General features: G+C 72.7%; 27 protein-coding genes. 22 read left to right on the top strand and 5 right to left on the bottom strand.

Translation table 11 applies throughout. From position 1 onward, the window contains the following. The first annotated feature begins 6 nt into the window (after positions 1–6). The 6 genes from E0W78_RS07940 to E0W78_RS07915 all read left to right on the top strand — a co-directional run bounded on the left by E0W78_RS07940 (position 7) and on the right by E0W78_RS07915 (position 3,424). Positions 7–300, top strand: a complete 294-nt coding sequence (locus E0W78_RS07940; RefSeq protein ID WP_131403329.1) for a MoaD/ThiS family protein — start codon at positions 7–9, stop codon at positions 298–300. 46 nt (positions 301–346) lie between these two features. Next, entirely contained in the window at positions 347–1,141 is a 795-nt protein-coding gene (locus E0W78_RS07935; protein ID WP_131403328.1) for a hypothetical protein, read from the top strand. A gap of 22 nt (positions 1,142–1,163) precedes the next feature. After that, positions 1,164–1,607, top strand: a complete 444-nt coding sequence (locus tag E0W78_RS07930; RefSeq protein WP_131403327.1) for a thioredoxin family protein — start codon at positions 1,164–1,166, stop codon at positions 1,605–1,607. 180 nt (positions 1,608–1,787) lie between these two features. After that, positions 1,788–2,225, top strand: a complete 438-nt coding sequence (locus tag E0W78_RS07925) for a DUF4395 domain-containing protein (protein ID WP_131403326.1) — start codon at positions 1,788–1,790, stop codon at positions 2,223–2,225. Between the two features lie 54 nt (positions 2,226–2,279). Next, complete coding sequence (locus E0W78_RS07920) at positions 2,280–3,128, top strand: sulfurtransferase (protein WP_131403325.1); 849 nt, start codon at positions 2,280–2,282, stop codon at positions 3,126–3,128. After that, a complete protein-coding gene (locus E0W78_RS07915) occupies positions 3,128–3,424 on the top strand; it encodes a DUF1416 domain-containing protein (RefSeq protein WP_131403324.1) in 297 nt (98 codons plus the stop codon). The genes E0W78_RS07920 and E0W78_RS07915 overlap by 1 nt, the downstream gene beginning before the upstream one ends. A gap of 72 nt (positions 3,425–3,496) precedes the next feature. On the opposite strand, the gene E0W78_RS07910 is transcribed toward E0W78_RS07915, so the two are convergent. Next, positions 3,497–4,642, bottom strand: coding sequence for an LCP family protein (locus tag E0W78_RS07910; RefSeq protein ID WP_131403323.1), 1,146 nt, complete (start codon positions 4,640–4,642; stop codon positions 3,497–3,499). A 93-nt stretch (positions 4,643–4,735) separates the two neighbouring features. Then, complete coding sequence (gene dtd, locus E0W78_RS07905; protein ID WP_131403322.1) at positions 4,736–5,158, bottom strand: D-aminoacyl-tRNA deacylase; 423 nt, start codon at positions 5,156–5,158, stop codon at positions 4,736–4,738. A gap of 69 nt (positions 5,159–5,227) precedes the next feature. Between dtd and E0W78_RS07900 the strand changes: the two genes are divergently transcribed. From E0W78_RS07900 to manA, 3 genes are all read left to right on the top strand, one after another. Beyond that, on the top strand, positions 5,228–5,746 hold the full coding sequence (locus E0W78_RS07900; protein ID WP_131403321.1) for an FABP family protein: 519 nt from the start codon (positions 5,228–5,230) through the stop codon (positions 5,744–5,746). Next, a complete protein-coding gene (locus tag E0W78_RS07895; RefSeq protein WP_131403320.1) occupies positions 5,739–6,683 on the top strand; it encodes a glycine cleavage T C-terminal barrel domain-containing protein in 945 nt (314 codons plus the stop codon). Before E0W78_RS07900 ends, E0W78_RS07895 begins: the two co-directional genes overlap by 8 nt. Positions 6,684–6,788: 105 nt before the next feature. Further along, on the top strand, positions 6,789–7,970 hold the full coding sequence (gene manA, locus E0W78_RS07890) for a mannose-6-phosphate isomerase, class I (protein WP_165570442.1): 1,182 nt from the start codon (positions 6,789–6,791) through the stop codon (positions 7,968–7,970). Positions 7,971–7,973: 3 nt separating this feature from the next. Here the strand turns inward: manA and E0W78_RS07885 are convergent, their stop codons facing one another. Continuing rightward, on the bottom strand, positions 7,974–9,032 hold the full coding sequence (locus E0W78_RS07885) for a mannose-1-phosphate guanylyltransferase (protein ID WP_131403318.1): 1,059 nt from the start codon (positions 9,030–9,032) through the stop codon (positions 7,974–7,976). Between the two features lie 107 nt (positions 9,033–9,139). Here E0W78_RS07885 and E0W78_RS07880 point away from each other — a divergent pair, with 107 nt between their 5' ends. The 5 genes from E0W78_RS07880 (at position 9,140) to E0W78_RS07860 (ending at position 13,723) form a co-directional block, all read left to right on the top strand. Next, complete coding sequence (locus E0W78_RS07880; RefSeq protein WP_131403317.1) at positions 9,140–10,066, top strand: asparaginase; 927 nt, start codon at positions 9,140–9,142, stop codon at positions 10,064–10,066. A gap of 53 nt (positions 10,067–10,119) precedes the next feature. After that, positions 10,120–10,530 carry a helix-turn-helix transcriptional regulator gene (locus tag E0W78_RS07875; protein ID WP_131403316.1) on the top strand — a complete coding sequence of 137 codons (411 nt, stop codon included), beginning with the start codon at positions 10,120–10,122 and terminating at the stop codon, positions 10,528–10,530. Continuing rightward, positions 10,527–11,441: a hypothetical protein gene (locus E0W78_RS16740; RefSeq protein ID WP_131403315.1), complete on the top strand. Its 915-nt coding sequence runs from the start codon at positions 10,527–10,529 to the stop codon at positions 11,439–11,441. Before E0W78_RS07875 ends, E0W78_RS16740 begins: the two co-directional genes overlap by 4 nt. An 87-nt stretch (positions 11,442–11,528) precedes the next feature. Beyond that, positions 11,529–11,792: a DUF2516 family protein gene (locus E0W78_RS07865; protein WP_131403314.1), complete on the top strand. Its 264-nt coding sequence runs from the start codon at positions 11,529–11,531 to the stop codon at positions 11,790–11,792. A 113-nt stretch (positions 11,793–11,905) separates the two neighbouring features. Next, on the top strand, positions 11,906–13,723 hold the full coding sequence (locus E0W78_RS07860; protein WP_131403313.1) for a BCCT family transporter: 1,818 nt from the start codon (positions 11,906–11,908) through the stop codon (positions 13,721–13,723). Positions 13,724–13,814: 91 nt separating this feature from the next. Here the strand turns inward: E0W78_RS07860 and E0W78_RS07855 are convergent, their stop codons facing one another. Further along, positions 13,815–14,108, bottom strand: a complete 294-nt coding sequence (locus E0W78_RS07855; protein WP_131403312.1) for a hypothetical protein — start codon at positions 14,106–14,108, stop codon at positions 13,815–13,817. Positions 14,109–14,171: 63 nt separating this feature from the next. Between E0W78_RS07855 and E0W78_RS07850 the strand changes: the two genes are divergently transcribed. The 7 genes from E0W78_RS07850 to E0W78_RS07820 all read left to right on the top strand — a co-directional run bounded on the left by E0W78_RS07850 (position 14,172) and on the right by E0W78_RS07820 (position 20,202). Continuing rightward, positions 14,172–14,801, top strand: a complete 630-nt coding sequence (locus tag E0W78_RS07850) for an alpha-ketoglutarate-dependent dioxygenase AlkB (protein WP_131403311.1) — start codon at positions 14,172–14,174, stop codon at positions 14,799–14,801. 40 nt (positions 14,802–14,841) lie between these two features. Continuing rightward, a complete protein-coding gene (locus E0W78_RS07845; RefSeq protein ID WP_131403310.1) occupies positions 14,842–15,129 on the top strand; it encodes a hypothetical protein in 288 nt (95 codons plus the stop codon). A 29-nt stretch (positions 15,130–15,158) separates the two neighbouring features. Beyond that, positions 15,159–16,157 carry an ADP-ribosylglycohydrolase family protein gene (locus E0W78_RS07840; RefSeq protein WP_131403309.1) on the top strand — a complete coding sequence of 333 codons (999 nt, stop codon included), beginning with the start codon at positions 15,159–15,161 and terminating at the stop codon, positions 16,155–16,157. After that, positions 16,154–17,110 carry a PfkB family carbohydrate kinase gene (locus tag E0W78_RS07835; RefSeq protein WP_131403308.1) on the top strand — a complete coding sequence of 319 codons (957 nt, stop codon included), beginning with the start codon at positions 16,154–16,156 and terminating at the stop codon, positions 17,108–17,110. Before E0W78_RS07840 ends, E0W78_RS07835 begins: the two co-directional genes overlap by 4 nt. Further along, positions 17,107–18,558 (top strand): cytosine permease, encoded by a 1,452-nt coding sequence (locus E0W78_RS07830; RefSeq protein WP_131403307.1) that lies wholly within the window; start codon positions 17,107–17,109, stop codon positions 18,556–18,558. Before E0W78_RS07835 ends, E0W78_RS07830 begins: the two co-directional genes overlap by 4 nt. Further along, entirely contained in the window at positions 18,555–19,103 is a 549-nt protein-coding gene (locus E0W78_RS07825; RefSeq protein WP_131403306.1) for a cysteine hydrolase, read from the top strand. Before E0W78_RS07830 ends, E0W78_RS07825 begins: the two co-directional genes overlap by 4 nt. Before the next feature lie 172 nt (positions 19,104–19,275). Next, a complete protein-coding gene (locus tag E0W78_RS07820; protein WP_131403305.1) occupies positions 19,276–20,202 on the top strand; it encodes a hypothetical protein in 927 nt (308 codons plus the stop codon). A gap of 183 nt (positions 20,203–20,385) precedes the next feature. On the opposite strand, the gene typA is transcribed toward E0W78_RS07820, so the two are convergent. Further along, entirely contained in the window at positions 20,386–22,248 is a 1,863-nt protein-coding gene (typA, locus tag E0W78_RS07815; RefSeq protein WP_131403304.1) for a translational GTPase TypA, read from the bottom strand. 207 nt (positions 22,249–22,455) lie between these two features. On the opposite strand from typA, the gene E0W78_RS07810 reads away from it, so the two are divergent. Further along, complete coding sequence (locus E0W78_RS07810) at positions 22,456–24,021, top strand: DHA2 family efflux MFS transporter permease subunit (RefSeq protein ID WP_131403303.1); 1,566 nt, start codon at positions 22,456–22,458, stop codon at positions 24,019–24,021. Positions 24,022–24,054: the final 33 nt, after the last annotated feature.

The following is a 24,054-nucleotide window of genomic DNA, read 5'->3' as shown; positions in this document are numbered from 1 at the left end:
GACCATGTGTCACGACCGTCTCCAGAGCGTTACGAGAATGCGAAGCACGTCACAGTCCGCTACTGGGCCGCGGCGCGCGCCGCAGCGGGCCTGAGCGAGGAGCAGGTGCCGGCCGGCACGCTGGCCGAGGTGCTCGACGAGGTACGCCGCCGGCACGCTGACGGCGACCGCTTCGCCGAGGTCGTCGCGATGTGCTCGGTGCTGGTCGGCGACACCCCGGTGAACACCCGGGAGCCGGCCTCGGTGGTGCTCGAGGCCGGTGCCACCGTCGAGCTGCTGCCGCCGTTCGCCGGCGGATGAGCGGGTTCGGCCGCGGCGCCCCGGACCCGGCTGAGATCATGCGTCCGTGACCCGTCTGCGCTCCGCCGCCCTCGTCGTCGTCCTGGCGATCGGAGCGGCCCTGGCCGCGCGGACCGGGACCCTCGCCGTGGCCGTGCCGGTGCTGCTGACCCAGCTCGTCGTCGCGGGCGCGCCGTCGCCGCTGGACGCCCGGGGGCGCGTCGTCCGGGCGCCATGCCTGGTGCCGGTGCTGCTCACCGCCCTCGTCGCCACCCTCCTGGTGCTGCGACCGCGACTGCTCGACGGTGCCGAGGGGCTGCGCGTCGACGTCACCGCGGGGGAGTCGGGCACGCTGACCGGTGTCCTGCCCGCGGTCGCGCTCGGCGTGGTCGCCACGTTCGTGGCCCAGGTGGTGCGCCGGGACGAGCGGCGGCAGGTCGTCGCGGGCGTCGCCTACGCCGTCGGGCTGTGCGTCGTGGCGGCGCTGGCCGCCGGGTGGGTGGCCGCCGCCCACGGACCCCGAGGTGCCGAGGTGCTGCTCGTGGTCGCCCTCGCGGCGTCCGCGGCCGTGCTGGTGCGGGCCGTCCCGCTGCGCCGGCTCGTCGTGCTGCCGGCCGCCGGACTGGTCGGGCTGCTGGTGGGCGGGCTGTCCGCCGAGCTGCAGGACGCGTACGCCTTCGGCTGGCTCGCCGGCGGCGCCGTGGGCCTGCTCGCCGCCGTCACCGCCCTGCTCGGGCTCGCCGTCGGCAGTGCCTGGGTGGCCGGCCGGGAGCGCACCTGGGGCCTGCCGGCCGCCACGTCGGTCGCGCTGCTCGGGCCGGTCGCCTACGTCGGTGCCCAGGTCGCGGGACTGTCGCTCTGAGCGAGGCTCGTAGGCTGGCGGCATGACCGGGACCTGGGTGCTGCTGGGCGCGCTCGTCGCCACCGCCGCCGTCGCCCTGCTGCTGCGCCGACGCGACGGACGCTTCGCGGCCACCGGCGTCGCGGCCCCGGCGTCGCCCGTCGACGACCGCGAGCGCGTGGACGCGGCCGACCTGGACTCGCCGCTGGGGGAGCGGGCCACGCTCGTGCAGTTCTCCAGCTCCTTCTGCAACCCGTGCCGGGCCACGCGCGTGCTGCTCGCCGACGTGGTGCGCAGCGTCCCCGGCGTCGCCCACGTGGAGGTCGACGCCGAGTCGAACCTCGAGCTCGTGCGTCGCCACCGGGTCCTGCGCACGCCCACCGTGCTCGTGCTCGGACCGGACGGCGAGGTCGTCCAACGGGCGTCCGGCGTGCCCCGGCGCGAGCAGGTGCTGGCCGCGTTGGCGCAGGCCGTTCCCGAGGACTGAGACGCCCGTCCGCCATGTGGGACGCCGCGAGGCTTCCCGGGACCGGCCCCTAGGCTGGGCCCATGTTCGAGACCACGCTCCTGACGCGTCGCCTGGCAGTGGACTGCTGCCGCACGCGCTCGGCGCTGTGTCGCGCGCGCTGATCCGCGCCCGACCCCTCGAACCTCCCGGAGACCTCCCATGACCCGACCGCTCCAGGTCGACCCGCGCGGCCTGCGCTTCTCGGCCGCGCTCACCTCGGTCGTCCTCGCCGCCGCGCTCCTGGCCCCGCGCCCCGTCGCGCTGGTGCTGCTCGCGGCGCAGGCCCTCGTCTTCGCGACGGGCGCCTCGGGCCGGTTCGACCTCTCGCCGTACGGCCGGGTCTTCGCCCGCGTGGTGCGGCCCCGTCTCGGCGCGCCGTCCGAGCTGGAGGACGCGCGCGCCCCGCAGTTCGCCCAGGGCGTCGGGCTCGCCTTCACGCTCGTCGCCGTCGTCGCCCTGGCCGCGGGCCTGGACGTCGTCGGCCTCGTCGCGACCGGCTTCGCGCTGGTCGCCGCCCTGCTCAACGCCGTCGTGGGCTTCTGCCTCGGCTGCGAGACGTACCTGGTCCTGCGCCGCCTGGCGCCGGCCCGGGCCTGAATCCCTTCTCACCAACCCTGCCGTGGGGCAAGCCCACGACGAAACGGAGGAAACATGAGCCGCGAGAACGCGCTCGTCACCGCTGACTGGGTCGAGCAGCACCTCGACGACCCGAAGGTCGTCCTGGTCGAGGTCGACGAGGACACCGAGGCCTACGACAAGGGCCACATCCCCGGTGCCGTGAAGCTGGACTGGAAGAAGGACCTGCAGGACGGCGTCCGTCACGACTTCGTCGGCCAGGAGGCGCTCGAGGCGCTGCTGTCGGCCAAGGGCATCGCCAACGACGACACGATCGTGCTCTACGGCGGCAACAACAACTGGTTCGCCGCCTACGCGTACTGGTACCTGACCTACTACGGCCACGAGAACCTGCGCCTGCTCGACGGCGGCCGCAAGAAGTGGGAGCTGGAGTCCCGCGAGCTCACGACGGACGTCGCCGACCGCCCGGCCACCACCTACACGGCCAAGGCCCCCAACGACGACATCCGCGCGTACCGCGACGAGGTCGTCGAGGCCATCGGCGCCAAGAACCTCATCGACGTCCGCAGCCCCGACGAGTACGCCGGACGCCTGCTGGCCCCGGCGCACCTGCCGCAGGAGGCCGCGCAGATCGGTGGTCACATCCCGACCGCCGGCAACGTCCCGTGGAGCAAGGCCGCGAACGACGACGGCACGTTCAAGTCCGACGACGAGCTCAAGGCGCTGTACTCCGACGCCGGCCTGGACGACAGCAAGGACACCATCGCCTACTGCCGCATCGGCGAGCGCTCGAGCCACACCTGGTTCGTGCTGTCGGAGATCCTGGGCTACCAGAACGTCAAGAACTACGACGGCTCCTGGAGCGAGTACGGCTCGCTGCGCGGCGTCCCGGTCGCGCTCGGCGACGAGCCCGGAGCCCGCTGATGTGCGGCGCCACGGCCGGCGGACCCTCGCTCGAGGGGGTCGACGTCGCCAACCAGGCGGTCATCCAGGGCATCGTCACGCGTGACGGCGAGCCCGTCGGCAACGCGTACGTCCGCCTGCTCGACCGCCACGGCGAGTTCACCGCCGAGGTGCCGACGTCGGTGACCGGCCAGTTCCGGTTCTTCGCCGCCGACGGCGCCTGGACGCTGCGCACCCTGGCGCCCCGCTCGGAGGCCGTCGACCGCGAGGTCGTGGCCCAGAAGGGCTCGGTCGCCGAGGTGCTCGTGACGGTCTGACCGACCCGACGCACGACGAAGGCCCCCTCCCACGCGGGAGGGGGCCTTCGTCGTGCGTCGGGCGCGAGCCGGTCAGCCGGCGTCGGAGGCCTGGGCCTCGTCGTCCTCGGGCGCCTTGTTCGTGGCGTCGGGGTACTTGCGCACGTAGCGGGCGACGCGGTCCGAGCGGAGCGCCTGGTACAGCTCCTCGGCCTGGTCCTCCTTGAGCCGGACGACGCTGCCGTAGGGGTCGACCGTCTCGGTGGTGGCGATCGGCACGGTCATGAACTGCACGTCGTCGGCGGAGATGCCGCGCAGCGACAGGGCCAGCCCGCGGATGTCGCCGGACTCCCACTGCTGGTCGACGGTCAGGTTGGACGTGACGGCGCCGAGCGTGTTGGTGAGCTTGACCGGGTTGGTCAGCGTGCCCGACGAGAGCATCTTCTTCATGAGCGCGCGGATGAAGTTCTGCTGACGCTCGATGCGCTCGAAGTCGCCGCGCACCAGGCCGTGGCGCGTGCGGACGTACTGGAGTGCGCGCTTGCCCTGGAGCTTCTTCCAGCCCTTCTCCCAGGTGATGTCCTGGTTGCTGTCGTAGGACGTGTAGGGGATGTACACCCGGACGCCGTCGACCGCCTCGGACAGGGCCTTGAACCCGTCCCAGTCGATGATCGCCAGGTGCTTCATGCGCAGGTTCGTGAGGTGCTCGACGGTGGAGATCGCGCCGGCCGGGCCGTGGTTGGAGAACGCGGAGTTGATCTTGGCCATGCCGGCCTCATCGCCGTTCTCGTCGTAGATCATCGTCAGCGTGTCGCGCGGGATCGAGACGAGGTGGACGTTCTTCCGGTCCGCCGAGATGTGCAGCACCATGATCGTGTCCGAGCGGTACTTGCCGACCGGCCACTCGGGGTTGGCGGCGTCCTCGGACAACGTGGTGTCCTTGTAGTCCTTGAGCTGCGTCTCGCCGCGGTCCGAGCCGAGCAGCAGGATGTTGAGCGCGTTGCCCTTGTCGGGGTCCGGACGCTCCTCCTCCTTGAGGGTCTCGGTGCCGACGCGACCGATGTTGTTGAACTGGCGGTTCAGGTTGTAGGCGTAGCCACCGATGGCGACGCCGGCCAGCATCACGACCGAGAGGACGCCGACGAGCAGCTTGCGGTGCCGCTTGTGGAAGGGGAGGCCACCGGCGCGGCGCTTGCCCGCGCCTCGGTACTTGCGCGGCCTCGCGCTGTCGTCGCTCATCGATCTCCTGCTGGTGAGGGGTCCTGGGACATTGTGCCGGGTGCGTCCCCGCGGCCCAACGTCAACGGCCCGATTGCCAGGGAGATCTTGGTTTCACACCTCCAGCAGGATCGTCACCGGACCGTCGTTCGTGAGCGAGACCGCCATGTCCGCTCCGAAGACACCCCGCTCGACCTGCGCCCCCAGCGAGACCAGGTGGGCGCACACCGCGTCGTACAGCGGCTCGGCCACGGGGCCGGGCGCCGCGGCGTTCCAGGTGGGCCGCCGGCCCTTGCGGGCGTCGCCGTAGAGCGTGAACTGGCTGACCACGAGCAGCGGAGCGCCGGCGTCGCTGCACGACTGCTCGTCGCGCAGCACGCGCAGCGTCCAGAGCTTGTCGGCCAGCCGGCGGGCCTGCTCGGGAGTGTCGTCGTGGGTGACGCCCACGAGCACCATCAGACCGGCGCCGATGCGCCCGACCTCCTCGCCGTCGACCGCGACCGACGCCTCGCTGACCCGCTGCACCACTGCTCGCACCTGCCGGACCCTAGTCGACCCCCGCCGATGCCGCCGGGACGCCCGTGCGTGCGCCGATAGGATCGGGGCATGGCCTTCGAGATCCCCTCCGACCTGCACCGCGACCTGGTCCCGTTCGCGTGGCTGCTGGGCACGTGGCACGGCAACGGCAAGGGCGAGTACCCCACCATCGAGCCGTACGAGTTCGAGCAGGACGTCGTCTTCGCCCACGACGGCCGCGACTTCCTGCACTACTTCAGCCGCACCTGGATCACCGACGCCGACGGCGAGCGCCAGGGTCCCGGCCCGATCGAGACCGGCTTCGTGCGTCCGACCGACGCCCCCGCGGGCGCGCCGTCGACCGCGACCGGCGTCGAGCTGGTCATGGCGCACCCCAGCGGCTACGCCGAGATCTGGTACGGCACGATCGACGGCCCGCGGCTGACGCTGGCCACCGACCTGGTCGCCCGCACCGAGACGGCCCCGCCGTACACCGCCGGCCAGCGCATGTACGGCCTCGTCGAGGGAGACCTCATGTACGCCTACGACAAGGCGGCCGACGACCAGCCCATGCAGTCGCACGTGTGGGGACAGCTCAAGCGTGTCTGACCTCCGCAGCCCCCTGCTCGACCTGCACGGCGCGGTCGAGGGCGACCCGCCGGACACCGGCGTGGCCGCGCACTACGGCGCCATCTCCGCCGAGCAGCGCCGGCTCGAGGCCGGCGAGGCGTTCGTCGACCTCTCCCACCGTGACGTGCTCGCGATCTCCGGCGCCGACCGGCTGACCTACCTGCACTCGATCACCACCCAGCACCTGGCCGCCCTTGCGCCCGGCGCGCCGACCGAGGCCCTCATCCTCAGCCCGCAGGGGCGGGTCGAGCACGCCTTCGCCGGCGTCGACGACGGCGAGACGTTCTGGGCGCACACCGAGCCCGGGGCCGGCGCCGCGCTGGCGCAGTTCCTGGACTCGATGCGCTTCATGATGCGGGTGGAGGTCCGTGACGCGTCGGCGGACCGGGCCGTGATCGGACTGCCCGGCCTGCGCACCGAGGTGGTCGACCGCGCCGCGCTCGGCGAGCAGGCCACCCGCCTGGGCGACCCGGTGGGCACCTGGGCGTGGGAGGCGCTGCGCATCGCCGCGGGCGTGCCGCGGCTCGGCCTCGACACCGACGACAAGACGATCCCCAACGAGGTCGGCTGGATCCCGTCGGCCGTGCACCTGGACAAGGGCTGCTACCGCGGCCAGGAGACCGTGGCGCGCGTGCACACCCTCGGACGTCCGCCGCGCCGCCTGGTGATGCTGCACCTGGACGGCTCGGTCGACCGGCTGCCCGTCCACGGCAGCGACGTGCTGCTGGACGACAAGCGGGTCGGCTTCGTCGGCTCCGCCGCCCGGCACCACGAGCTCGGCCCGATCGCCCTCGCGCTGGTCAAGCGCAACGTCCCGGTCGACGCGACGCTGCTCGCCGACGGTGTCGCCGCCGGCCAGGAGGTCGTCGTCGACCCCGAGGTCGGGCTGCACGTCCGGCCCGTCCTCGACCGGTAGCGACGACCGGCCGGCGCGCGTCCGCGCCCGCCGCGCGCGGGCCGGGGTGGCGCTGACTACGCTGGACCGCTGGCGCGAGCGCGTCGTGGCGACGGAAGGAGAGCCGTGCATCGTCTGGTCAATGGCACGCAGGGGTACGACTGGGGCTCGACCGACCTCATCCCGCGGTTCCTGGGCGCCGAGCCCGACGGCTCGCCGGTCGCCGAGATCTGGGTCGGCACGCATCCGCTGCTGCCCTCGAGCCTGGCCGACGACGACGAGCGTCCGCTGCAGGACGTCGCGGGACGCCTGCCGTTCCTGCTGAAGGTGCTGGCCGCCGGCAAGCCGCTGTCGCTGCAGGTGCACCCGGACAAGGGCCAGGCCGAGACCGGCTTCGCCGCCGAGAACGAGGCGGGCATCCCGCTCGACGCACCGCACCGGGTCTTCCGCGACGACAACCACAAGCCCGAGATGGCCTACGCGCTGACCCAGTTCGAGACGCTCGTCGGCTTCCGGCCCACCGCCGAGATCCTGCGGGTGCTCGACCACCTCCGCACGCCGCTCGCCGCCCGGCTGAGCCGCGAGCTGCACGAGGACCCGGGCTTCCCCGGCATCGTGCGGCTGGTCGAGCGGCTGCTGCGCGACGTCCCGCCGGCCGACGAGATCGAGGGCGTCGTCGCCGAGGCGCGCCGCCACCTGGCCGAGGGCACCGACGTGAAGCGCGCCTTCGCCACCGTCGTCGAGCTGGCCGAGCACTACCCGGGCGACGTCGGCGTCGTCGTCGGCCTGCTGCTGAACCGGCTGACCCTGCAGCCCGGCGAGGCGGCGTTCCTGGACTCGGGCATCATCCACGCGCACCTGAGCGGCATGTGCCTGGAGATCATGGCCGAGTCCGACAACGTCCTGCGCGCGGGCCTCACCAGCAAGCACATCGACCCCGCCGGCCTGGTGAGCACGCTGACCACCCGGTTCTCGCGCCTCGCCCGGGTCACGCCGGAGCCGGTCGACCACGCCACGGTGCTGCTGAGCCCGGGCTCGGACGAGTTCGCGCTCGCCGTGACCCAGTGCTCGGGGGCCGACGGCGACGGCGTCGAGGTGCCGGGGGCCGGGGAGCGGCTGCTCATCTGCACCGGCGGCGAGGTGGCGCTGCGCAACGAGCACGGTCAGGAGCTGACGCTGCGCCGCGGCGACACCGTGCACGCCGGCGCCGACGACGGCGAGCTGCACGTCCGCGGCCTCGGCGAGGTGGCCCAGGCCTTCCAGCCGGCCAGCCTGCCGGCGACCTCGCGCCTGGTCGACCTGGTCTGAGCGCTAGACCAGGTCGGGACGGCCGCGCTCGGCCCAGGCGCCGGGCAGCTGCTTGACGGCCTGGGCGTGCTCGGCGGTCGTGACCAGCAGCGCGTCGCCGGTGTCGACGACGACCGCACCGGGGATGCCGAGCACGGTGACCGCCTTGCCGGGGTCGGCCAGCACGAGCGCGTCCTCGGACCCGACCGCGAGGGCGGACGTCTCGGGGCGGGGGAGCGACGCGAGCGCGGCGAAGTCGCCGATGTCGAACCAGTCGAACTCGCCGGGCACCACCGCGACGCCGCCGGCCGCGGCGACCGGCTCGGCGATCGCGTGGTCGATCGCCACCTTCTCCAGCGCGCCCCACGCCGCGGCGTCCAGCGTCCCGTCGTAGTCGTCGGCCAGGCGGTCCAGCCCGGCGCGCAGGTCGGGCTTCTGCTCGGCCAGGTGGTCCAGCAGGACGTCCGTGCGCGTGACGAACATGCCCGCGTTCCACCGGTAGCGGCCGGTGGCCAGGTAGGCGGCGGCCGTCTCGGCGTCCGGCTTCTCGACGAACCCGACGACGTCCAGGGCGTGCGGCGCCTCGTCCATGCCGAGCGGGTCGCCGGCCTCGATGTAGCCGAAGGCGGTCGACGGGCCGGTGGGCTCGATGCCGATGGTGACGACCTTGCCGGTCCGGGCGACGGCGTCGGCCTCGGCGACGGTGCGGGCGAACGTCACGACGTCCTGGATGAGGTGGTCGGCGGCGAACGAGCCGACGACCGCGCCGGGATCGGTGCGGTGGATGAGCGCCGCCGCGACGCCGATGGCCGGCATGGAGTCGCGGCCCTCGGGCTCGATGACCAGGTGCGTGAGCTCGGGCAGCTGCTCGCGGATCGCGTCGGCGTGCTTGGCGCCGGTGACGACGTGCACGTGGTCGGGCTCGACGAACGTGGTCAGGCGGTCCCAGGTCTGCTGCAGCAGCGAGCGTCCGCTGCCGGTCAGGTCGAGCAGGAACTTCGGCCGCGTGGTGCGGGAGAGCGGCCACAGGCGCGTGCCGGCGCCCCCGGCGGGGATCACGGCGTGGAACGACTCCAAGGTCACGTGCGGTCCTTCCGGATCGAGGTCCGGCCCAGCGTAGCGGCGGGACGCGGGAGCACCCGGCGCGGTCGCCTCGCTGCCGACCACCCCGGTTGCCTAGGGTGACCGGCATGGACGTCATCGCCGAGTACGTGAGGTCGGGACTGGTCGAGAGCCGCCACCGCGGGGCCGTCGTCCGCGTCGAGGACGGCGCGGCCACCTGGTCGGTCGGCGACCCCGACGTCGTGGTCTTCCCGCGGTCGTCCAACAAGCCGGTCCAGGCCCTCGGGATGCTCCGCGCCGGCCTGCCGCTCGACGGGCGACTGCTGGCGCTCGCGACGGCCAGCCACTCCGGGGAGGACTTCCACCTGGAGGGCGTCCGCGAGGTGCTGGCGCAGGCCGGGCTCGACGAGTCCGCGCTGCAGACCCCGCCGTCGTACCCGCTGGACCCCAAGGTCCACGCGGCGTGGATCCGCGCCGGGGGCGAGCGCGAGCGCATCCTCATGGACTGCTCGGGCAAGCACGCGGCCATGCTGCTCACCTGCGTGCAGAACGGCTGGGACACCGCGACCTACCTGGACCCCGAGCACCCGCTGCAGCGCACGATCACCGAGACGTTCACCGAGCTGACCGGCGGCTCGCCCAGCGTCGTCGGCGTCGACGGCTGCGGGGCCCCGCTGCTGGCCACGAGCCTCACCAGCCTGGCCTCGGCGATCGGCACGATCAGCGCAGCGGGCGAGGGGTCGCTGGAGCGCCGGCTCGTGGACGCGGTCGTCGAGAACCCCCTGTACCTCAGCGGCACCGGGCGCAGCGAGACCGCGTTCATGGCCGCGCTGCCCGGCGCGATCGCCAAGTCCGGCGCCGAGGCGGTGTACGTGCTCGGCCTGCCCAGCGGCGTCGCCTACGCGCTCAAGGTCGAGGACGGGAACGACCGCGCCGCGGCCCTCGTCCTGGCCCGTGCGCTCGAGGTGAACGGGGAGGCGGCCGACGGTCTTCCGGGCCACGTCGAGGTGCTCGGCGGCGGGCGTCCGGTCGGGGAGATCCGTCCCGCGTTCTGAGCCCTGCATGCTCTCTGCTTGCATCTGCTAACTTTTGCAAGCACACTGGAGGCATGGCGAAGCTGTCGATCAACCACACGGTCGAAGGTCTGGGGGAGTACCTCCGCGACCAGCGCCGCCAGGCCCAGCTCTCGCTGCGCCAGCTGGCCGAGCAGGCGAACGTCTCGAACCCCTACCTCAGCCAGATCGAGCGCGGGCTGCGTCGCCCGTCCGCCGAGGTCCTGCAGCAGATCGCGAAGGCGCTGCGCATCTCGGCCGAGTCGCTGTACGTCCGCGCGGGGATCCTCGACGCGGACGACAGCGGCGCACGCATGGTCGAGGACGCCATCGCCCTCGACCCTCGGCTGACCGAGCGGCAGAAGAGCGTCCTGCTCGAGATCTACCGCTCGTTCACCGGCTCGGACACCAGCTCCAGCGAGGAGCTGTCCGAAGCGATCCAGGCCGTCAACACGGAGGAAGCATGAGCATCACCGACACCATCAACGCCCAGCTGCGCGCTCTCGTCGACGGCGTCGTCGACGCCCTGCCGCAGAGCCTGAAGACCCAGGCGCTGAGCACGTACACCGACCTGGCCAAGCGCGGCGAGGACCTCGGGGCCAAGGCCGACGAGCTCGTCGCCCTGGCCCGCGGCCTCAAGGCCGAGGACCTGCGCAAGGCCGCCGCCGACCTGCGCACGAGCGCCGCCGCGCTCGCCACCGACCTGGACAAGAAGGCCCGCGACCTCAAGGCCGACGACCTGCGCCAGGCGGCCGCCGACCTGCGCGAGAAGGCCGACGCGCTCGGCGACGAGCTGGAGGACCGGCTCGAGGACCTGGCCGAGGACGCCCAGAAGCGCGCGAACGCGCTCATCGGCGAGGCGCAGGCCGTCGTCGCCCGACTGTCCAAGCGCGGCACCGCCGCCGACGCGGGCCAAGGCCCGGTCGTGAGCGAGCCGGCGTCGCCGGTCTCCGAGCCCGCCCAGGCCGCGCCCGCGGCCACCGGCGCGACCAAGCCCCCGGCGGCCAGCGGCGCGACGTCCGCGGCCAAGAAGGCCCCGGCGAAGAAGTCGAGCACCGCCAAGAAGACCGGCGCGGCGAAGAAGACCGCCGGCGCGAAGTCGGCCGCGACCCCTGCGGCGTCCGGCTCCACCCCGGCCGCGAAGAAGTCGCCGGCCAAGAAGGTCCCGGCGAAGAAGGCCGCCGACGCGTCCGCCCCGGCCAAGAAGACCGCGGCCAAGAAGGCACCGGCGAAGAAGACGGCGGCGCAGGAGGCGGCGGCCCGCGAGGCCGCGGCCAAGCGCCAGGCGGCCAAGCAGGCCTCGGAGTCCAACCCGGCCGCCGGCCCGCGCACGCCGGACCAGAACGCGCCGGCCGCTCAGCCCGACGCCCAGGAGTGACCCCTCGCTGGGAGTGACGTGCTGCGGCGGCGCTCGGCGTCGCCGCAGTCGCGTCGTCCCCGGCGGTCCGGTCGGTAGGGTGTCGCCGTGAGCTTCTTCGAGGTGCAGGGCGGCATCGCCCTGGTGCTGGCGCTGGTCCTGTTCGCGGTGAAGGCGTTCGCCCTCATCGACTGCGTCGCGCGCAAGGAGTCGGACTTCTCCTACTCGATGCCGAAGCGCAACTGGCTGATCATCCTGGTCATCGCGCTCGTCGCGCACCTGCTCATCTGGGACCCGATCTCCATCCTCAACCTGCTCGGCACGGTCGCCGCGCTGGTGTACCTCGCGCAGCTGCGCGGCAGCCGCGTCTGACGTCCTTCGATTCGCGCATCCGCCGAGGTTGACGTAACGTCCCTCGACGGCTCGTGCCGTCCGCTTCCCGTCGACGGCACGTGTGACGTGCAATCGACCTCGAGGAGACGTACATGGCCATCGCGCGCCCGACGACCGAAGCACCCACCGGCGGGGGGTGGCGCGACCGGATCGACCCCGTCGTCTTCGCCGTCACCGGCGTCTTCGCGATCGCCTTCGTGGTGTGGGGCCTGGTCAGCAGCGCCGGCCTCTCGTCCACCGCGACGGACCTGCAGGGCAAGGTCATCCAGGGCGCCGGCTGGTTCTACGTCCTGACCGCCTCGTTCCTGGTCGTGTTCGTCATCTGGATCGCGGCCAGCAAGTACGGCCAGGTGCCGCTCGGCCGCGACGGCGAGCAGCCACAGTTCCGGACGCTCAGCTGGATCGCCATGATGTTCAGCGCCGGCATGGGCATCGGCCTGATGTTCTTCGGCGCCGCCGAGCCGCTCACCCACTTCGTGTCGCCGCCGCCGGGCACGAGCGAGGCCGAGTCGACCGAGGCGCTGCGCACCGCGATGGCCACCACGATGTTCCACTGGGGCCTGCACCCGTGGGCGATGTACGCCCTCGTCGGCCTCGTCATCGCCTACGGCACCTACCGCGCCGGACGCTCGCAGCGGCTCTCGGCGGCGTTCTGGCCGCTGCTCGGCCGCAAGTCCGACGGCTGGTTCGGCCGCGTCGTCGACATCCTGGCCATCTTCGCCACCCTGTTCGGCTCGGCCGCCTCGCTCGGCCTCGGCGCCCTGCAGATCGCCGGCGGCATGCAGTACGAGGGCTGGGTCGGCAAGGTGGGCGAGCCTGTCCTCGTCGGCATCATCGTCGTGCTGACCATCGCCTTCATCGCCTCGGCGGTCTCCGGTGTCGAGAAGGGCATCCAGTGGCTGTCCAACATCAACATGGGCCTGGCCCTGCTGCTCGCCGTCTTCGTCTTCGTCGCCGGCCCCACGCTGCTGATCCTCAACCTGCTGCCGACCACCCTCGGTGAGTACGCCGGCCAGATGACCGAGATGGCGTCGCGCACCGGCGCCAGCGGCTCGGACATGGACGAGTGGCTGGGCGGCTGGACGATCTTCTACTGGGCCTGGTGGATGTCGTGGACGCCGTTCGTCGGCATGTTCATCGCCCGCATCAGCCGTGGCCGCACCATCCGTCAGTTCGTCACCGGCGTGCTGCTCGTCCCGACGCTGGTCAGCCTGGTCTGGTTCGCCATCTTCGGCGGCGCCGCGATCGACGCCCAGCGGACGACCGGCGGTCTGGTCGGCGACGACGGCTCGGTGAACTCCAACACCAGCCTGTTCGCGCTGCTGGAGCAGTACCCGGCGGCGTCGGTCACCGCCGTGCTGGTCATGGCGCTCGTGGCGATCTTCTTCGTGTCCGGCGCGGACGCCGCGTCGCTGGTCATGGGAACGCTCAGCGAGCGGGGCAGCGAGACCCCGTCGAAGGTGACGGTCGTCTTCTGGGGCGTCCTCACCGGCGCGGTCGCCGCGATCATGCTGGTCGCCGGCGGTGGTGAGGCGGAGGCGCTCAACGGCCTGCAGGCGATCACCATCGTCGCGTCGCTGCCGTTCACGCTCGTGGTCGTGGCCCTGTGCCTGGCCATCTGGAAGGACCTGCGGCACGACCCGATCATCGTCCACCAGCAGCTGGCGCGGGCCGCGGTCGTCGACGCGGTCGCGACGGGCGTCGAGGACCACGACGGCGAGTTCGCGCTCGTGGTCGAGCCGGCCGACTCGGTGCCGGGCGACCACAGCGCCGCGCTGGAGGAGGTCACGTACGTCGCGCCGCTCGAGGAGGAGGACGGCGAGGTCTCCGAGCCGACCCCGGTCGTCGACGCGGACGCCGACGGCACCGAGGGAGCGGCCGGCTCGGCCGGGGCCCAGCCGGTCCGCTAGCGCACCGCTCCCTGAGCGACACGCACCGCTCCCTGAGCCCGTCGAAGGGTCCTCCCTCCGGCCGGCTCGGGGAGCGGTCGTGCGTCCGGGGTCAGCTGCGCGAGGGCAGCGGGCCCATGCGCGCCGGTCGCAGCCACCGGGTCGCGATCATGCGCATCGTGGCGATCTCGGTGTCGGCGTCGTAGTCCGGGTGCGTCTCGGTGAGCCGGCGGCAGGCGTCGGTGAGCGCGACGAGCCAGCGGGCCGTCGCCTCGGGACGCAGCTCGCGGTCGACGACGTGCGCCTCCTGCGCCGCCCGCACGTGCGCGGTCAGCGCGGGCACGTCCTCACGCCCACCGCCCAGTAGCCGGTCGACCTCGGTCCAGATGGCGTCCCACTCGTCCATGGGGACATGGTGCCGCACGCCGGGGGACTGGAACATGTGTTCGAATCGGCGTACGCTCTCGCCATGGACGCGTTCTTCCAGGGCTCGCTGCTCGACACCGCCTCCGAGCCGACGCTCGGCGAGCTCGGCGGCACGGTCGAGCGCACCGAGCTGAGCCACGGTGCCTGGGTCGACGTGCGGCGCGACTGGGTCTCCGGGGCCGACGAGCTGTACCTGCACCTGCAGCAGCAGGTGCCGTGGCGGGCCGAGCGGCGCGAGATGTACGACCGGGTCGTCGACGTCCCGCGGCTGCTGTGCTTCTACGGCGAGCGCGACGCCTGGCCGCACCCGGTGATCGGCGAGGCCCGCGAGGCGCTGACCCGGCACTACCTGCCCGAGCTCGGCGAGCCGTTCGCCACCGCCGGGCTCTGCTACTACCGCGACGGCCGCGACAGCGTCGCGTGGCACGGCGACCGCATCGGACGTGGCCGCAGCGCCGACACCATGGTGGCGATCATGTCCCTCGGCGAGCACCGGCGGCTCAGCCTGCGCCCGGTCGGCGGCGGGGATCAGATCGGGTTCACCCTCGGCCACGGCGACCTCGTCGTCATGGGCGGCAGCTGCCAGCGCACCTGGGAGCACGCGGTGCTGAAGACGGCCAAGCCGGTCGGCGGACGCATCAGCGTCCAGCTGCGCCCGCGCGGCGTGCTCTGACCCGCTGACGCGGCGGTGCCGGGGCTGGGAGGACGTCCGCGTGAGCGACCGTCCCCTGCCCCGCCGGGGCGAGCCTGCGCGCGCGGTGTGTCGCCGGACCTGGCGGGCCCTGTTCTGGGTCGTCGTCCCGTTCATGATCGTCCGGCTAATCCTCGACCTGGCGCTGGACGTCCGGACGGACGTGTGGCTAGCCCAGGGCTGGCGACCGTGGGTGCTCGGGCCGCTCGTCCTGACTCCCTACGTCCTCCTGCTGGCCGCTGCCGCCACGTGGGCAGCGGCCCTCCTGGTTGTCGCCGTCCGTCCGGCGACGGCAGACGAGGCGCGCTGACCCCGCCCCGTCCCTGGCACGATGTGGCCGTGACGACGTACGACCGCGCCCTCGGCGCCCTGACCGGGCTCGCGCTCGGTGACGCGCTCGGCATGCCGACGCAGTCGCTGAGCCGCGCGCAGATCCTCGCCGACCACGGTGCGGTCACCGGCCTGGTCGACGCTGGCCCGCACCAGCGCATCGCCGCGGGGATGCGCGCCGGGAGCGTCACCGACGACACCGAGCAGGCGCTCCTGCTGGCCCGTCTGCTCGTCGAAGGCGGCGGACGCATAGCGCCGGACGTCCTCGCCGCCGCGCTGCTCGCCTGGGAGCGCGGCATGGCCGCCCGCGGGTCGCTGGACCTCCTCGGGCCGTCCACCAAGCGAGCGGTGGAGCGCATCGCCACCGGCGAGCCGCCGGAGCAGGCCGGGCGCGACGGGGTCACCAACGGGGCCGCCATGCGGATCGCGCCGGTCGGCATCGCCGTCGCGGCCGAGCCGCTCGACGTCCTGGTCGACGCCGTCGTCGACGCGTCCTTCGTCACCCACGCGACGTCCCTCGGCCTGGGCGCCGCGGCCGCGGTCGCGGCCGCGGTGAGCACCGGTGTCGCCGGCGGCACGCTCGCCGACGTCCTGGACGTCGCGCCGCGGGCGGCGGCGCTCGGCGCCGAGCGCGGTCGCTGGGTCGCCGGCGGGCACGTGGGTGCGCGCATCGCCTGGGCGACGCGGCACCTTCCGTCGCTGCCGCCGGAGCGCTGGGCGGACGAGCTCGACACGGTCGTCGGCACGAGCGTGGCCGCGCAGGAGTCCGTCGTCGCCGCGTTCGCCATCGCCGCCGCGGAGCCCGACCCGTGGCGGGCTCTGTGCCTGGCCGCCTCGGTGGGCGGCGACACCGACACCGTCGCGGCGATCCTGGGCGCGGTGCTCGGGTCGGTGCACGGCGAGGGTGCCTGGCCCACCGACGCGGTGCGGCGAGTGACCGAGGTGAACGAGCTCGACCTGCCGGAGGTCGTCCGCGACCTGCTCGAGCTGCGCGAGGGCGGGCGGTGAGCGCGCGGCTGGTGCACGTCGGCGCGGTCATCGCCGACGTCGTGATGGACGTGCCGCGGCTGCCCGACCACGGCGGCGACGTGCTGGCGACGTCCTCCACGCTGACCGCCGGCGGTGGGTTCAACGTGCTGACGGCGGCCGCGCGCGACGGCATGGACGTGCTGTGGGCCGGCCTGCGCGGCACCGGGCCGTTCGGCGACGTCGTGGCCGCCGGTCTCGCCGCCGAGGGCATCGCCGCTGCCCTCGACCCCCTGGCCGACCGCGACAGCGGGTACTGCGTCGTGCTCGTCGACGGCACGGGGGAGCGCACGTTCGTGACGTCCTTCGGGGCGGAGACGCAGCTGGACGCCGCCCGGCTCGCGACGGTCGAGCTGCGCCGCGACGACCTCGTCTACCTCAGCGGGTACACGCTCGCGGTGCCGGCCAGCGCCTCCCTCGTCGGCTGGGTCGAGTCGCTGCCCGCAGGGGTTCGGCTGGTGCTCGACCCGGCGTCCCTGGTGGCCGACCTCGACCCGGCCCTGCTCGGACGCGTGCTGCGGCGCACGTCGCTGCTGTCGCTCAACGCGCGCGAGGCTGGCGTCCTGACCGGCTCGTCCGACGCCGGGGAGGCGTCCGAGGCGTTGCTGGGCCGCATCGCCCAGAACGGTGCGGTCGTGCTGCGCGACGGTGCCGCCGGCACGCACGTCCGCGACGCGGCCGGGCTCCGCCACCACCCCGCTTATCGGGTCGACGCGGTCGACACCACCGGCGCCGGCGACGCCCACACCGGGGTCACGATGGCCGGGCTCGGACGCGGCCTCGGCCTGGACGACGCGGTGCGCCGGGCCAACGTCGCCGCAGCGATCGCCGTCACCCGGCGCGGACCCGCGACGTCCCCCGCGACGTCGGTCATCGACGCGGCGCTCTCGACAGGCGAGGATGAGGCGCAGCCTTCCCCCGAGGAGAACCCATGACCCACCCCGAGCAGCCGCTCGAGCCGACGCGCGTCGAGCTCAACGGCACCAACGTCATCGCCGAGGACGAGCGCAAGGGCACGCCCCGCGACCTGTTCTGGCCCTGGACCGCCGCGTCCATCTCGGTCTTCGGGGTCACCTACGGCTCGTTCGCGCTCGACTACGGAGTCAGCTGGTGGCAGGTCGTCCTGGCCGCGATCGTGGGTGTGGTCGGCTCGGGCGTGCTCGCAGGCCTGATCGCGATCGCGGGCAAGCGCGGATCAGCGCCGACGCTCGTCCTGTCGCGGGCTTCGTTCGGCGTCACCGGCAACAAGCTGCCCGCTGCCGTCTCGTGGCTGCTCAGCGTCGGCTGGGAGATCGTCCTGGTGTCGCTCGCGGCGCTCGGAACCAGCACCGTCTTCGAGGAGCTCGGCTGGGGCGGCGGCGACGCGACGACGGCCGTGGCGCTCGCCGTCGTGGTGGCGCTGGTGATCGCCGGCGGCGTGCTCGGCTACGACGCCGTGATGCGCATCCAGACGTTCATCACCTACGTCGGCATCATCCTGACCGTCGTCTACGTCGTGCTGGTCATCGACACGGTCGACCTGGACGCGGTCACGTCCCTGTCGAGCGGCGGCTTCCCTGCCGTCGTGGGCGTCGTCATCCTCATGATGACCGCGACCGGTCTCGGCTGGGTCAACGCGGCGGCCGACTACTCCCGCTACCTCCCGCGCAGCTCCTCGGGTGCCGGCGTGGCCGGGTGGACGGCGTTGGGTCTGTCCGCCGCGCCGCTCGTGCTCATCCTGTTCGGCCTCATGCTCGCCGGCTCGGACCCTGCGCTCAAGGACGCGATCGGGATCAACCCCATCGGCGCGCTCGCGACCCTCCTGCCGACCTGGTTCCTGATCCCCTTCGTCGTCGTGGCCGTGCTCGGCCTCGTGGCAGGCGCGCTGCTCGACATCTACTCGTCCGGGCTGTCGCTGCTGAGCCTGGGCCTCCCGGTCTCGCGTCCGGTCGCCGCCGCGATCGACGGCGTCATCATGGTGATCGGCTCGGTGCTGGTGCTGTTCGTGGCGACCGGCAGCTTCTTCGACCAGTTCCAGGGCTTCCTCATCACGCTGGGCGTCCCGATCGCCGCGTGGGCCGGCATCATGCTGGCGGACATCGCGCTGCGCCGACGCGACTTCGACGACGCGGCGCTGTTCGACCCGGCCGGGCGCTACGGCGCGTTCCGCTGGGGAGCGATCGGCACCCTCGTCGTCGGCACCGTCGTCGGCTGGGGACTGGTGACCAACACCTACGCCGGGTGGCTGGACTGGCAGGGCTACTTCATGGGCCTGCTCGGCGGCAAGGACGGCGCCTGGGCCTTCGCGAGCGTCGGCGTCGTCGTGGCGCTCCTGATCGGCTTCCTGGGCTACCTGCTGCTCGAGCGCGGCACGGTGCGCCGGCAGGAGGCGCAGGCCGCGTGAGCGAGCCCTGGCTCGTCGTCGTCGACATGCAGCGGGTGTTCGCCGACGCCGAGGCGAGCCCGTGGGGGATGGGCGCGGACTTCGGCGCGATCGTCCCGAACGTCCGCGCCCTCATGGACGCCTACGAGGGCCGGGTCGTGATGACCCGGTTCGTCGCGCCGGGCGAGCCGCAGGGCGCGTGGGTCGACTACTACCGGGACTGGCCGTTCGCGCTGGAGCCGTCGGCGGCGCCGTTGTGGGAGGTCGTCGACGCGCTCGCGCCGGCGTCGGGCGTGCCCGTCGTGGACGCGCCGACGTTCGGCAAGTGGGGCCCGGAGCTGCTCGCGGCGACCGGTGGCTCGCGGCACCTGGACCTGTGCGGCGTCTCGACCGACTGCTGCGTGATCACCACGGCCCTTGCGGCGGCGGACGACGGCTGCTGGGTCCGCGTGGCGTCCGACGCCTGCGCCGGAGTGACCCCGGCCGACCACCAGCGCGCCCTCGACGCCATGGCGATGTTCCCGCCCCAGCTGACCATCACCACGACCGCCGCCCTCCTGGCGTGACCGCTCACCCCGGCCGTGGGCGGTGAGTTGTGGTCACTTCCCCGGGCTGGTCGGTGAGCCATGGTCACTTCAGGCGTCAGGAATGACCACACCCCACCGCTCGTCACCGGGCATCCACAGGTCGTGACGGCAGGGCTGCCGACGCGGCCGGTCGGCGTGAGTCCCTGGTCCGATGACGAAGCCGGTTCCGCCCCCGCTGCTGAACGGTCCGTTCACGCGCCGGGAGGCGGCGGAGGCCGGTGCCTCGACGTCGCTCCTGCGTGGGAGTCGGTTCGTCCGGGTGCACCCGACCGTCTGGGTGCACCGCGACCACGCCATGAGCGACCACGACCACGTCGTCGCGGCGGCCAAGGCGATGCCGGAGCAGGCTCTGCTGAGCCATGCGTCCCGGCTGTTCACGCTCGGACTCGAGGTGGCGCGGGTCCGACCCGTCCACTTCATCGTCCAGGGCGACCTGCACCTGGCGCTCGACGGCATCGTCGTGCATCGCACAGCGGTGCTTCCGCCACGAGACGACATCGGCGTGACGCCGGCCGCGGCGCTGGTGCAGTGCGCGGAGTCCCTCTCGCTCGCCAGCACGGTCGCGGCCGGCGACTGGCTAGTCCACCGCGGTCACACCACGGTCGAGGAGCTCGTCGCGACGGCTCGCCTGCACCGGTGGCGACCCGGAGCGCGCCAGACGTTGCGGGTGGTGCACCTCGTCGACGGACGGTCGCGTTCCATGCCCGAGTCCTGGCTGCGCCTCCGGCTGCGCGCCGCGGCTCTTCCGACGGGGGTGCCGAACGGGCCAGTGATGCTGGGCGGCGAGCTTCTCGCGACCGGCGACCTCGTCCTGGACGAGTACCACCTGGTCCTGGAGTACGAGGGCCGCCAGCATGCCGAGGACGCGTACCAGTTCGGCGTCGACATCGAGCGGTACCGGCGTCTGCGCCGCGCGGGCTGGGGATACCTGCAGGTGGTCGCGTCGGACCTGAGGCGTCCTCGTGCCCTCGTCGAGCGCGTGCACGACGAGCTGCGCCGGCGCGGCTACGACGGGCCGGGCCCGCACTTCGGCGCTGCCTGGCACGCGCTCGACCGTCCCATCCGCGTCGGGCGGTGAGTGGTGGTCACTTTCGACCGCGAGAGTGACCACCACTCACCGCGCCCGCTCAGGAGTGACGGCCACTCACCGCCCCCGGTCGGGTGAGGTGGACAGCTCACCGCCCGCCGAGAGACCCCCACAACGGGCGAGCCCGCCGGCCCCGGTGGGGGACGGCGGGCTCGCGGCGTGGAGCAGGGGACCTCAGCGCTTGCGGGCGGTGCGGGCGCGCTCGCCGGCGTCCAGCACGACCTTGCGGATGCGCACGGCGGTCGGCGTGACCTCGACGCACTCGTCCTCGCGGCAGAACTCCAGGCACTGCTCGAGCGACAGCTTCTTCGGCGGGATCAACTTCTCGAAGTTGTCCGACGTCGCCGAGCGGATGTTGGTCTGCTTCTTCTCCTTGGTGATGTTGACGTTCATGTCGTCGTCGCGGCTGTTCTCGCCGACGATCATGCCCTCGTACACCTCGGTGGTCGGCTCGACGAACATCGTGCCGCGCTCCTGCAGGCTGGTCATCGCGTACGCGGTGGCCGCCCCGGCGCGGTCGGCCACGAGCGAGCCGCTCGGACGCGTGTTGATCTCGCCGAACCACGGCTCGTAGCCCTCGAACACGTGGTGCGCCATGCCGGTGCCGTGCGTGTCGGTGAGGAACTCGGTGCGGAAGCCGATGAGGCCGCGCGACGGGACGACGAACTCCATGCGGACCCAGCCGGTGCCGTGGTTGACCATCTGCTCCATGCGGCCCTTGCGGACGGCCAGCAGCTGGGTGATGGCGCCCAGGTACTCCTCGGGGGCGTCGATCGTCAGGCGCTCGATCGGCTCGTGCAGCTTGCCGTCGACCTGCTTGGTGACGACCTGCGGCTTGCCGACGGTCAGCTCGTAGCCCTCGCGACGCATCTGCTCGACCAGGATGGCCAGCGCGAGCTCGCCACGACCCTGGACCTCCCAGGCGTCCGGACGGTCGGTGGGCAGGACGCGCAGCGACACGTTGCCGATGAGCTCGGAGTCCAGGCGGTCCTTGACCAGGCGCGCGGTGACCTTCGTGCCCTTCTCGCGGCCCGAGAGCGGCGAGGTGTTGGTGCCGATGGTCATCGAGATGGCCGGCTCGTCGACGTGGATGAGCGGCAGCGCGACCGGGTTCTCCGGGTCGGCCAGCGTCTCGCCGATCATGATGTCGGCCATGCCCGCGACGGCGACGATGTCGCCGGGGCCGGCCTGCTCGCCGGGCTTGCGCTCGAGCGCCTCGGTGATGAGCAGCTCGGTGATCTTGACGTTCTGCACCGAGCCGTCGCGCTTCATCCACGCGACCTGCTGGCCCTTGCGCAGCTCGCCCTGCTCGACGCGGACGAGCGCCAGACGGCCGAGGAACGGCGAGGAGTCGAGGTTGGTGACGTGCGCCTGCAGCGGCGCGCCCTCGGTGTACTCGGGGGCCGGGACGTGCTCGAGGATCGTCTTGAACAGCGGCTCGAGGTTGTCGTTCTCGGGCAGCGTGCCGTCCTCGGGCTGCTCGACCGACGCGCGGCCGGCCTTGCCCGAGGCGTAGACGACGGGGAAGTCGAGGGCGTCGTCGCTGGCCTCGTCGCCGAGCAGGTCCAGGAACAGGTCGTAGGTCTCGTCGACGACCTCGGCGATGCGGGCGTCGGGACGGTCGACCTTGTTGACGACCAGGATGACCGGCATCTTCGCGGCGAGCGCCTTGCGCAGCACGAAGCGGGTCTGGGGCAGCGGGCCCTCGGAGGCGTCGACCAGCAGGACGACCGCGTCGACCATCGACAGGCCGCGCTCGACCTCGCCACCGAAGTCGGCGTGGCCGGGGGTGTCGATGATGTTGATGGTGACGCCGCCGTCGGAGCCGGGGCCCTCGTAGCGCACCGCGGTGTTCTTCGCGAGGATCGTGATGCCCTTCTCGCGCTCCAGGTCGCCGGAGTCCATGACCCGCTCGGTCACTTCCTGGTGGGACTGGTAGGCGCCCTGCTGCTGGAGCATGGCGTCGACGAGCGTGGTCTTGCCGTGGTCGACGTGGGCGACGATCGCGACGTTGCGCAGGTCGGAGCGAGTGGGCATGCGGGTGGGACGTCCTTGCGTGGGGAGTGGTTCCGCGACTGCGGGCCGGAGCAAGTCTACGGGATGCCGCCGTGTGCTCGTGGGCCGCAGGCCCGGGGAATACCTCGACGTTCACCGATGTTCATCGCCCTGTCAGTGCGCTGCAGTAGCCTGACGCGCCCGCGGTCATCATCGCGGGACTGGACCGAAACACCTCAGGACGTGCCTATGACCACCCCTGCTGTCAACGCAGCCGACGACGACAAGATCACTCCCGACATCCTCAAGGTCGCCGGCGTCGTCGTGCTCGGCGCCATCATGTCCATCCTCGACATCACCGTGGTGAACGTGGCCCTGCCGACGTTCCAGAAGGAGTTCGAGGTCGCCGAGCTGTCCACCGTCGCGTGGACCGTGACCGGCTACACGCTGGCCCTGGCGGCGGTCATCCCGCTGACCGGCTGGGCGGCCGACCGCTTCGGCACCAAGCGCCTCTACATGACCGCGCTCGCCCTGTTCACCCTCGGCTCGGCCCTGTGCGCCGCGGCCTGGAGCATCGAGTCGCTGGTCGCGTTCCGCGTCATCCAGGGTCTCGGCGGCGGCATGCTGATGCCGCTGGGCATGACGATCATGACCCGCGCCGCGGGCCCGCACCGCATGGGCCGGCTCATGGCCATCCTGGGCATCCCGATGCTGCTCGGACCGATCATGGGCCCGATCCTCGGCGGATGGCTGATCGACACCGCCTCCTGGCACTGGGTGTTCCTCATCAACCTGCCGATCGGCGTCGTCGCGCTGGTCTACGCGTTCATGGTGCTGCCCAAGGACGACACCGAGCCGAGCGAGACCTTCGACCTGGTCGGCGTGCTGCTCATGTCGCCCGGCCTGGCGCTGTTCCTCTACGGCGTCTCGTCGATCCCCGAGACCGGCACCGTCGCCTCCACCCGGGTGCTGCTGCCGGGCCTGGTCGGCCTGGCGCTGATCGTCGCGTTCGTCTTCTACTCGTTCAAGCCGAAGCACCCGCTCCTCGACCTGCGCCTGTTCAAGGACCGCAACCTCACGCTGGCGACCATCGTGATGTTCCTGTTCACGCTGGCCTTCTTCGGCGCCCTGCTGCTGGTCCCGACGTACTTCCAGCAGATCCGCGGCGAGTCGGTGCTCAAGGCCGGCCTGCTCGTGGCCCCGCAGGGCATCGGCGCCATGCTGACGATGCCGATCGCCGGCACCCTGGCCGACCGCCTGCCGGTCGGGCGCATCGTGCCGTTCGGCTTCGTGGGCATCATCGTGGGCATGTTCGGCCTCACCCAGAGCGCCGAGGTCGACACCCCCTACATCCAGGTCATGGCGTGGCTGTTCGTCATGGGCCTGGGCATGGGCGCGACCATGATGCCGATCTTCACCTCCGCGCTGCGCACGCTCGGCGCGCACGAGGTGGCGCGCGGCTCGACGCTGATCAACGTGATCCAGCAGGTCGGCAGCTCGATCGGCGTCGCACTGATGACGGTCGTGCTCACCAACCAGATCAAGGCGTCGGACGCGGCCAGCGCGCTCGTCGCGACGGGTCAGGCCCAGGCCCAGGGCGAGCAGCCCCCGGCCGGCGCGCTCGAGGTCGCCCAGCGCCTCGGCGACGCGTTCGTCCCGACCGGTCTGAGCGAGTGGGCGGACGCCTTCTCGACGACCTACTGGGTCGCGACGATCATCCTGGTCCTCACGCTGATCCCGGTGGCCCTGCTGCCGCGCAAGCGCGAGGCGGGCCTGGACGACGACGCCACCAAGGCGCCGATCGTCATGCACTGACGCTCGACCGACGACGAGGGCCCCACCGCACCG

Origin of the sequence: Aeromicrobium sp. IC_218 (genome assembly GCF_004336805.1) — a bacterium.
Taxonomy (GTDB): Bacteria; Actinomycetota; Actinomycetes; order Propionibacteriales; family Nocardioidaceae; genus Aeromicrobium.
The sequence above is the reverse complement of the archived record's forward strand: the minus strand, read 5'-3'. Positions and strand labels throughout refer to the sequence as shown.

Excerpts from the sequence above, each read along its gene's own strand:
- E0W78_RS07820 (WP_131403305.1), top strand. The coding sequence starts at position 19,276 with ATGACGAAGCCGGTTCCGCCCCCGCTGCTGAACGGTCCGTTCACGCGC.
- E0W78_RS07850 (WP_131403311.1), top strand. The coding sequence starts at position 14,172 with ATGGACGCGTTCTTCCAGGGCTCGCTGCTCGACACCGCCTCCGAGCCG.
- E0W78_RS07925 (WP_131403326.1), top strand. The coding sequence starts at position 1,788 with ATGACCCGACCGCTCCAGGTCGACCCGCGCGGCCTGCGCTTCTCGGCC.
- E0W78_RS07810 (WP_131403303.1), top strand. The coding sequence starts at position 22,456 with ATGACCACCCCTGCTGTCAACGCAGCCGACGACGACAAGATCACTCCC.
- E0W78_RS07860 (WP_131403313.1), top strand. The coding sequence starts at position 11,906 with ATGGCCATCGCGCGCCCGACGACCGAAGCACCCACCGGCGGGGGGTGG.
- E0W78_RS07930 (WP_131403327.1), top strand. The coding sequence starts at position 1,164 with ATGACCGGGACCTGGGTGCTGCTGGGCGCGCTCGTCGCCACCGCCGCC.
- E0W78_RS07880 (WP_131403317.1), top strand. The coding sequence starts at position 9,140 with ATGGACGTCATCGCCGAGTACGTGAGGTCGGGACTGGTCGAGAGCCGC.
- E0W78_RS07915 (WP_131403324.1), top strand. The coding sequence starts at position 3,128 with ATGTGCGGCGCCACGGCCGGCGGACCCTCGCTCGAGGGGGTCGACGTC.
- E0W78_RS07900 (WP_131403321.1), top strand. The coding sequence starts at position 5,228 with ATGGCCTTCGAGATCCCCTCCGACCTGCACCGCGACCTGGTCCCGTTC.
- typA (WP_131403304.1), bottom strand. The coding sequence starts at position 22,248 with ATGCCCACTCGCTCCGACCTGCGCAACGTCGCGATCGTCGCCCACGTC.
- E0W78_RS07875 (WP_131403316.1), top strand. The coding sequence starts at position 10,120 with ATGGCGAAGCTGTCGATCAACCACACGGTCGAAGGTCTGGGGGAGTAC.
- E0W78_RS07920 (WP_131403325.1), top strand. The coding sequence starts at position 2,280 with ATGAGCCGCGAGAACGCGCTCGTCACCGCTGACTGGGTCGAGCAGCAC.
- E0W78_RS07910 (WP_131403323.1), bottom strand. The coding sequence starts at position 4,642 with ATGAGCGACGACAGCGCGAGGCCGCGCAAGTACCGAGGCGCGGGCAAG.
- E0W78_RS07855 (WP_131403312.1), bottom strand. The coding sequence starts at position 14,108 with ATGGACGAGTGGGACGCCATCTGGACCGAGGTCGACCGGCTACTGGGC.
- E0W78_RS07830 (WP_131403307.1), top strand. The coding sequence starts at position 17,107 with ATGACCCACCCCGAGCAGCCGCTCGAGCCGACGCGCGTCGAGCTCAAC.
- E0W78_RS16740 (WP_131403315.1), top strand. The coding sequence starts at position 10,527 with ATGAGCATCACCGACACCATCAACGCCCAGCTGCGCGCTCTCGTCGAC.